This window comes from Mesorhizobium sp. M0293, assembly GCF_040321735.1.
GTDB lineage: Bacteria > Pseudomonadota > Alphaproteobacteria > Rhizobiales > Rhizobiaceae > Mesorhizobium.
The window spans coordinates 1-8400 of record NZ_JAMYSA010000175.1 but is presented as its reverse complement, the minus strand read 5'-3'; the positions used below and the strand labels follow the sequence as shown (position 1 = coordinate 8400).

The 8400-nt window shown below is 57.8% G+C and carries 7 protein-coding genes and 1 pseudogene; 1 reads left to right on the top strand and 7 read right to left on the bottom strand.

Annotation, left to right across the window (positions count from 1 at the left end; all coding sequences use genetic code 11):
- The 7 genes from NKJ06_RS33130 to NKJ06_RS33100 form a co-directional block, all read right to left on the bottom strand.
- On the bottom strand, positions 1 to 532 hold a 532-nt coding region (locus NKJ06_RS33130; protein ID WP_352812120.1), incomplete at its 3' end, for an SDR family NAD(P)-dependent oxidoreductase.
- 1066 nt (positions 533 to 1598) lie between these two features.
- Entirely contained in the window at positions 1599 to 2042 is a 444-nt protein-coding gene (locus NKJ06_RS33125) for a hypothetical protein (RefSeq protein ID WP_352592915.1), read from the bottom strand.
- Between the two features lie 692 nt (positions 2043 to 2734).
- Entirely contained in the window at positions 2735 to 3241 is a 507-nt protein-coding gene (locus NKJ06_RS33120; protein ID WP_031204411.1) for a GIY-YIG nuclease family protein, read from the bottom strand.
- Positions 3242 to 3332: 91 nt separating this feature from the next.
- Positions 3333 to 4202, bottom strand: a complete 870-nt coding sequence (locus NKJ06_RS33115; protein ID WP_023685599.1) for a nucleotidyl transferase AbiEii/AbiGii toxin family protein — start codon at positions 4200 to 4202, stop codon at positions 3333 to 3335.
- A complete protein-coding gene (locus tag NKJ06_RS33110) occupies positions 4190 to 5251 on the bottom strand; it encodes a type IV toxin-antitoxin system AbiEi family antitoxin (RefSeq protein WP_245263163.1) in 1062 nt (353 codons plus the stop codon). The genes NKJ06_RS33115 and NKJ06_RS33110 overlap by 13 nt, the downstream gene beginning before the upstream one ends.
- Positions 5252 to 5562: 311 nt before the next feature.
- Entirely contained in the window at positions 5563 to 6411 is an 849-nt protein-coding gene (locus tag NKJ06_RS33105) for an IS3 family transposase (protein ID WP_352812122.1), read from the bottom strand.
- Positions 6360 to 6710: a transposase gene (locus NKJ06_RS33100; protein ID WP_352536052.1), complete on the bottom strand. Its 351-nt coding sequence runs from the start codon at positions 6708 to 6710 to the stop codon at positions 6360 to 6362. Before NKJ06_RS33100 ends, NKJ06_RS33105 begins: the two co-directional genes overlap by 52 nt.
- A 1053-nt stretch (positions 6711 to 7763) precedes the next feature.
- Here NKJ06_RS33100 and NKJ06_RS33095 point away from each other — a divergent pair.
- Positions 7764 to 8400: pseudogene (locus NKJ06_RS33095) on the top strand (hypothetical protein); the annotation flags it as partial.

The following is an 8400-nucleotide window of genomic DNA, read 5'->3' as shown; positions in this document are numbered from 1 at the left end:
AGACGGCATTGAAGCGAACGTCGCTGATCTCCAATGCCAGCGACAAGGTCAAGGCGATCAGCGCGGCCTTGGAGGCCGAGTAGATGGCCAAACCCTCCTCGCCCATCAGCCCGGCCACCGATGACATCATCACCACCGATCCGCGCGCCGCGCGCAGGCCTGGCAGCGCCGCGCTGGTGAAGACGAACGACGAGCGCGCATTCACCCTCATGATCTCGTCCCAATCGCTCAGGGTGGCGGTCTCAAAAGCCCCTCGCCCCGTCATGCCGGCGTTGTTGACCAATCCGGCGATCTTTCCGTTACCGAGCATCATCGCGGTATTGATGACCGTTCGGCATTGGGCTTCGTCGCGCACATCACAGGCGATGAAATGTGCATTGGCGAGGCTGGATACGATTTCTCGTGCGGCAGCCTCGTCGCGACCCGTGAAGACGACGGCCGCGTTCTCCTGCTCGGCAAGGCGCCGGACACAGGCGGCGCCGATGCCATGCGTGCCGCCGGTTACGACATAGACACTCTCTTTTTCTCTCATGGTTCAGCCTTATGAATGATTGGCCCAACGAGCCAGGTTGCGCTGTCACGCTTCCAGCAAGGCTCGCGCAATTCGGTTGTGGGGTGGCTCACTGCGCGCGTCGATCGTGTTCACGGGCGTGGCGCCGCCGGTGGTCGGATAAAGGCATGTCGGAGCACGCAGCCTGCGCCGCGTTCAGTCAGTGTAAGTCGCGCTGAAAACCAAGCTCCAGCACGCCCGAAGCGTCATGGCCTCGACGAACCGCGGCGGTCCGGCGCTGACAAGACACAGTCTTTGATGATGTTGAAACCCGGGCATCCAGTGGCGTTGCGATCGTAAGCTTCGAAGACACCCATTGTCAGGTGGAGCCACAGAAAAATTCTTATCGTGGAACTGCGGCATTCGGCTGTGCGAAAATATCACTGTTAACCCTCGACGCCCCCCGGCGATGCTGCTCATCATTCGACGGCCCACAAATAGACTTCCAAGCTAGGTAGTGAGGGTCACGAGACGCGCACTCCGCAGACACGAACAAACGCTGTGACGCGTCCCCTGCCCAAAGTCTGTGTTAACTTATAACTTATAAGGCGACTGTCAAGAATAGCGGCTGTGGTGTTCTGGCGTTGAGGGACCGGTTAGGCTGCGGCTGATGGAAAGACATGGCTGCATGGCGATGGCAGTGCGGTTCCGGACTGCCATTATGCGACTTTCGAGGCACAAATCATGAACATGGGACGACGGATATTTGGTTCGAACTCGCGAGCCCGTTCGAGGGGACCGGCCCAAAGTGCTACCTAGACTACTCTGAACTCGCGGCAGCGTTTGCCGCTGACTGATCAAATGCCAGCCGCAATCGCTCCATTTCCGGGCGACTGTGTTCGCGGGCGGCAAAGGATCCCACGGCAAGCGCCGGGCTGAGGCATGGATTTTCGCAATGTTGCCATGCTCGTCTGGGCGGCGCCACCCACAAGAAGCTTGATCCTATGAATCGGAATATGCAATTGCACGCGCCGGTGCGGCGATGCATCGAACGTTTTGATCCGGCTGGGACGCCGTGTACGAAATGCCGCCTTCGGCCTCATCGCGGTCATCGACGGTAAATGGCTCGATCGATCCGCCGGCCGACAGGTGGAGAGGGATAAGGAAGGACTAGCAACCGACGCGCACGGATTTGGGGATTCAGCCGTATGAGGTAGCGAAGCACGGTCAGAATATCCGCCGTTGTGCCGTTCCAACGCAGCACCCGAAGTTGGTTGACCGGCTTGTAGATACCGGCGCCCCCGGCGATGGCGTCGAGGGCGACTAGTACGAGGGCGAAATAGCCATAGGAAAAGGTATTGTCATTTGTCCACCGATCGAATGATACCGCGAAGAGGCGTGGCGCGGCACGCCATTTCCGAAGGATCTCCACCATTTCGGGATCTTCCTCGAGCTGGTCTCGAATATCGTCGAGAAAACGCCGCTTCGTGCGCGCCTTGAATTCGCTATGCAGATCGGCGAATGCAACATCGAAGCGCGATTTCCTCGCCATAGGCCCCCTGCGTCATTGAATGTTTGATCGACTAGCGTTGGACTAGAGTTGTTGTTTTCGGATTGCTCCATTGAACCGCCGTCGAGGACAGCGAAGAAGTGTTTGTCGTCAGCGTCAAGATCTCGAAGCTTGACGAATAGCTCTGAGGCGCCAGGATAGCCCTGAAGCCGCATAAGCCCCCGAACTTCGCGGTTCCAGAGCGCCTGGATCGCGGAGCTGTCTCCTACGGCGGTTTATTCCAGAGCTTGACGTAGTATAGGTCTCCAGCATCTTCGGCCTGCCACAGATCAGGAACTCCTCTCTTGGCGTCCCCACCTACGATCCGACGGATCAGTCGATACCGCCCCACCCTCTATTCAGCCATCCGATCCCCACCCAGAAATGTTACTCGCAAGACGTTGGGCATCGGTTTGAAACAATGCGCACAGGATTTGTTTCATCTATTTCTTCGCAATACTAGCTTGAGTTGTTCGGTCCTTCTGCGCCGCGGTCAGTCGGCCCGAACCGGCCCAACCCTCCACTTTGGTACCGACACCGACGATAGCAATTAAACGGCCGCGGTTCCGCTAGTGCGGGGCGAGTCCGACCTGCACCGGCCGGCCAAACGTCAAGACCATTCCTGGTCAAGCTCTCGAGTGGGGACGAGGCCACCATCGGCTTCCCGGGTCGGTATGCTCGTAGCGTATATCCTGCTAGACCTGATCATCAGCATCGTACGTGCGTTCCGAGACCCCGCACTCAAGGCACACGTCGCCACCATGGTTCTCGCTGTAGGTCCAGCCACCCGCCCACCCGCAGTTGGGACAGAATTCATAGCAGTCGAGCTCGCCCCATAGCCATGGACTAGCATATTCCGGAACCGCGTCCCTATCATAGGAAATGATCTCAAAGGCATCTTGTCCGACAGAGATGTAAGCCCTCGATGAAAAGAGCTTCAGGGCAGAAATAACGTCGTCTGCCGACAGGAAAAACCATTCTCCCGAATCTGCCTTGTGGTCGAATATGAGGTGCAACCGCCGTTCGACCACGCGGTCTTCGGAAATCGATCCGGTCCGAATTTCTCCCATCAACGCAACTCTACGCCGATTGCCAGTCTGCAGGTTGGCTATGCGGCGATCGACCGCCTGCGAGCGTCCGACCTTCACATAAAGACGGCCGGCAAGGCTGTTGTCCAATTCAGTGATAAAATAGACGGTCATTGTAGCATTCAGGATATTCAGCTACGCGCTTCAACCCCGCTGCACTCCCAAAAGAAAAATTGCTAGCGAGGAACGGCAGCAGCGCGGTCACCTACTCTCTCCAGCCAAGTGCACGGAGCCACGCATCGACCTGACCAAATGCATCCTGCTGCCATTGTTCGGCGGTGCGTTCCCCGAGAATTTGGGTGTCCTGCACGAACTGGCGGACGCTAGTGGGGCCAAAACTATCAACCGCCTCGAACTTGCCGGCAATAAACCCGAAGCCCTCTTTGCCTTCCTTGTGAGCGAGAACCGGCTCGCAATCCGCGGCAAGTGCATCGGGGCCACCTGGATAGTTTCGAACGCAGTAATAGATGTCGTATGCATCCTTCCTCTTCAGGCGGTTCTCGATTGCGTAGCCCTTCATTGCGAGGAGGGCGGGGATCGATGCGACGGCGATGTTGACGTGGTTCGCGCCTCCATCCGGCATCTCGCCCGAAATCGCAACGAGGTTGTAAAAGCGTAAGGCCAATTCGGCACCCGATGCCCGCTGCACGGCAAAATGCTCGATCAGCGGCGGTTTGTTCTTTGTGAAGACGGCGTCGAAAGGACGCAAGAAGTCGACAACCACATCGATCGGACCTCCACCATCATCGACAGGCACTGTCCGAACAAGCTGGAACAGACGGTGATCGTCACGCTGCTCATACCCATTCCCCATAAGTGCCTCGACAAGTCGGGCGTATTCGCCATCTCCAAGTGCCTCGGTATCGAGGCCCAGATCGACGTCGAGAGTTCCGACATGCGGCATTTCTTCGTTTTCTAGGAGGAGCCAAGGCACCGCGCCGCCAATCACGGCGAACTTGCCTTTGAAACTGCCGAGTATCTGACCAATTTCCAGTAGAACCGATTTCACGGCCGCGGTGGTGCGGTCATCGTAGTCGGCGGCCGATTGCGGATCGGGCGGTACTACTGGAGCCATTGCAATTTCTCCTGCCGCAAATGGTCAGCGGCTTCCTGTCCCCTCTCCCCGGATATCACCAAATCAAGGTAAGTTTGAACAGGACTTGTGCAAACGACGCCGGGCGCCGGCTCGATTGTATCAAGCAGTGGCCCTTCATCCTTCAGGATCGTGATCACAACGTTTTCACCCTTCGCCGCCGACGACAGCTTGAGGGCATGCCGCAGACGGTCGAGACCTCCGCTATCTGCGTAGAAGAACTGGCTGCCTACCCGAGCATATGGCGCAATCCATTGCGCTGCCGAGAACGATGCGAGGATCGCTCGGTCAATTCGATTCGACGCACCAAGCACATCGCGAACGACCTGGTCGAACGCTTTGCCGTGCAAGGTAGTGTAGAAGGTTTGGCGATCACCCGCTGGCGGCTCATAAGAGTTCCGCCAAGCGTCCAGAACCGCTGCCGGCCGAAAAAGCGACATGCCATCGTCGCCGATTTTCGCCCACTCCCGATCCACAAGCGCAGCGCGGACATTGCTGACGTGGCCGAGACTGACACCGGCTGCTTCCGCAAGCTCGGTGACGCGCCAGGGATGGTGTGGATCGCGCAACATCACTCTCAGAACCTGCGCGGACTTCGGTTTGAAGATCGACTTCAACTCGCGGCGTTCGATTGCGGGTCGGGTCGGAACCTTACGCTCAATAAATATGCCGTCGAAAGCGAGCCGGCAATTTCCCTCGAAATCGAGGAAGCCCACATTTTCTTCCTGGCAAAGAGCCTGTGCTTCTGGAGAAAGAAAGGGCGCAATGAACACAGGAATTGCGCCTTTTCCTATGTGGTTTACCGCCCTTCGCACCTGGAGTAGGCCCGAGTGAACGTGGCGCGGCTGTCCGCTCGACTTGACCTCACAGACGAGAATATGTGTGCGCCCGAAGGCGCTGATATACGCAAGAATATCGATTTCGCGATCGAAAGCGTCGGCTTCAACCTCTACATTCTCGATGGAAACGGGCGGAATATCGTTTAAGACGGCCCGCAGAGCGTCCGCAGCTTGATGCTCAATGCTTTTCAATGAGTCGCCTGATTTCAGCATCCGCTGAAAATGGCTGACCTACTGAAATATGTCAATCGCAATTTCACAAAATGTGGCGGTTTCAGCGGATGTTGAAATTCGACCAAGAGTGAAAATCTTGAGTTAGCTTCGCCCGTGCCCCAATCAATCCATCTTATGTCGATGGCCGCGACCTGAGTATCGAAAGGCGTCAACTAAAGGCGCCTTCACCAAAATCATCGATAGCGCGCCAGACGCCTGCGAACCTCGGGTGTCAAACGGCTTCCAAAACTGACCCTCGATTGGTGTGCGCCCTTTCGGGTGGACACTGATCAGGCCGCTGATTTGCCAGTGTGTCGGATGTTTTGATCCTCGAATTGCTGCGGGCTGAGATATCCCAGCGCCGAATGGAGCCTGCGTTTGTTGTAGACCTCGTCGATGAAGTGGGGAAGTTGCGCTGTAACGTCCTCGAAGGTTTCGAGCGCCATCGGGTAGACCGCCTCGACCTTGAGGGTTTTCATAAAGCTCTCCGCCTTGGCATTGTCATAAGGGTTGCCTCTGCGGCCCATCGAGCCCGCCAGACCATGGCCGGCCAGAAGTTGCCGGTAGGCCTCGGCGGCATACTGGGAGCCACGATCGGAGTGATGAATGCAGCCGGGCGGCGGCGTTCGGCGCTCGACTGCGGCGCACAAGGCAGCCATTGTCAGGCGGGCATCGATCGATCGGCCGATGGCGTAGCCGACGATCATGCGTGACCATGCGTCGAGGACGATGGCGACATAAACGAAGCGAGCCGGCAGCGCGACATAGGTGATGTCGGCGACCCAAAGCTGGTTCGACCCCATCGGCACGACGTCCTTGGCCAGGTTGGGGAAAATCGGGCTGTCATGATCGCTGTCGGTGGTGGCGACGTATCGGTGCCTCATCCTGGGCTGCAGGTCATGCTCGACCATCAGGCGGCGGATCTTCTTGTGGTTCACGACCACGCCTTGCTGACGCAGCGCCGCACCCACACGGCGATAGCCGTAGAACTCGAACTCGTCGCAGATCGAGACCATCGCCTCGACGATGGCGGTGTCGTCGGCCGGCCGTTCGGGACGGTCATAGAAGCTCGAACGTGCCATGCCCATCAGCCGGCATCCTTCGGCGACACTGAGGCCACGGGGCCGGTGATGACGGATGTAATCCCGCTTCTCGGCCGCGGAGCGCTTTTCAGAGCCCCCTTTAGAAACTCCAGTTCCAGAGCCTGTTTGCCGACAAGTCGCTCAAGCGCGGCAATCCGCGCCTCGTATTCCGTGATCAGAGCCGCTGAGGCCACATCCTCATCCAAACCGCCAGCTTCATACTTGCCAACCCAGATCCGGATCAGGGTGCGGGTGATGTCGTGCCGTTGCGCCAAGCTGTGAAACGTATCGCCCGACAGATATTCCTGAACAACCTGACGCTTGAACGTGATGCTGTAGCTGCGGTGTCTTGCCATGGTTCTCTCTCCGAAAACCCGACAGCACTGGTAAATCCTTCAAACCCAATCTGTCCACCCGCAGGGGCGCACTCCACGATCGGCGTCCAATTTTCACTCAATCCGACCGTGCGTGGCTTTCCCTGATACACCCCTCTCTCCCTTCAAGTTTCGGCGAACAGCTATGTCCTGCGTTGATTTCGGATGGTGAGCGAACTTGCGACCTCAAAGCGATCGGGTTTGAACCCATTGGCAGCAACGGGGCTGGACCAGCGCTGGAGCCGCTTTTGATCATTAAGAATGGAAAGAGCGCTTTATCCCAATTAGGCAACGTATAAATGCATTCCTCAGACGATATTTAATCAGAAGTTGCTTTTATGTCACTTTTATGGACTAACAGTTGGACAACTACGCATTTCTACTCGGACAAACTGTACATAACGGCGGCCAAACACGCTTCGCGCACGTTAATGCTTGGATTGTGCACAGGCTCAATCGCTGATCCGAGCACGAACTCAATCGTGTGATTACACCGCGGAAAACGCTCGAAGCGCAGATCAGCGACCGCCGCCCCCGCTCACTTTTCTCCTGGGCGCTGACGGAAGCGTGGCTTTTATGAGCGTTCGATTATAATCCGAGTGACTATAAGGGGAAGTCAATCCCCCGCGTCGCATTTTCGCCGAGTTCTGCCGTGTCATTGAAAGGCAGCACCGCGAATGACAAAGCTTTGCCCGGTCTTTTGCGGTGAATAGCAGCTCTATCTCTGCCAATAATACGTGGGGTCGAGCCACGTAGCCGGCGCCCGCTATCTTCGAGGATTCCCGCCCCCGTGCAGGGTTACTTGAGGCCCCGGTCACTCCACAATGGCAGAGCCTCTCGGACCGCCGAGCGCGGCTTACTTGTGCTGCCCCAGGGTCAGGTGCCGCGAACGTCGCTTCTGAAACATGCCGGGTGTAGACCGAAGGTCTAAGCCTTTCATAGAGCAGCCGAGTTGACAGGCGGAATGGCCTGTTACACGCTGGTTAAATCGATTAGGATGTTTCGCAGGGAAAACTCTGCCCAACCCAGGCAACCATGGACGATCGCCCAAAAGCAACACGCAACGGTAGGGCCGCCGCCAAGGCCAAAGAAGTCGAAGCGGAGCTGATTGCCGTTGTCGTGTCCGTCAATGACGGTGAACCAGCGGTCCTCACCATCGGGCAGGGGGATTGCCTGCCCTCGGGGCCGTTCGCGCTGGAGCATCGATCGCTGCAGTCAGGTCTTAGGGCGTGGGTCGAGCAGCAGACTGGTCATCCCCTCGGCTATATTGAGCAGCTCTATACGTTCGCTGATCGCGACCGCGCCGACGGGCGCCAGCAGCGCGTCATTTCCATCAGCTATCTCGCTTTGACCCGGAAGGAACATGCCACCGGCGCATCGGCCTGCGCCTGGCGGAGCTGGTACGATTATTTTCCGTGGGAGGACCACCGCCTCGGAACACCGAAACTGATTGCGGATGTTCTGAAGCCGCGTCTGCTTGCCTGGGCGGCTGCAGTTGAGGAGGCTGCGATTGCCCGTGAACGACGGCGGCGGGCTGCCATTGCTTTCGCGTTCGAGGACCGACCCTGGAATGAAGAGTTGGCGCTCCAGCGCTATGAGCTGCTTTACGAGGCGGGTCTGGTGGCAGAGGCCACCCGCGACGAACGGTCGATCGCATCCGACTCAACAGCCG

Bases quoted from the DNA above. Each gene is read 5' to 3' on its own strand.
- NKJ06_RS33125 (WP_352592915.1), bottom strand. From the start codon at position 2,042: ATGGCGAGGAAATCGCGCTTCGATGTTGCATTCGCCGATCTGCATAGC.
- NKJ06_RS33120 (WP_031204411.1), bottom strand. From the start codon at position 3,241: ATGACCGTCTATTTTATCACTGAATTGGACAACAGCCTTGCCGGCCGT.
- NKJ06_RS33115 (WP_023685599.1), bottom strand. From the start codon at position 4,202: ATGGCTCCAGTAGTACCGCCCGATCCGCAATCGGCCGCCGACTACGAT.
- NKJ06_RS33100 (WP_352536052.1), bottom strand. From the start codon at position 6,710: ATGGCAAGACACCGCAGCTACAGCATCACGTTCAAGCGTCAGGTTGTT.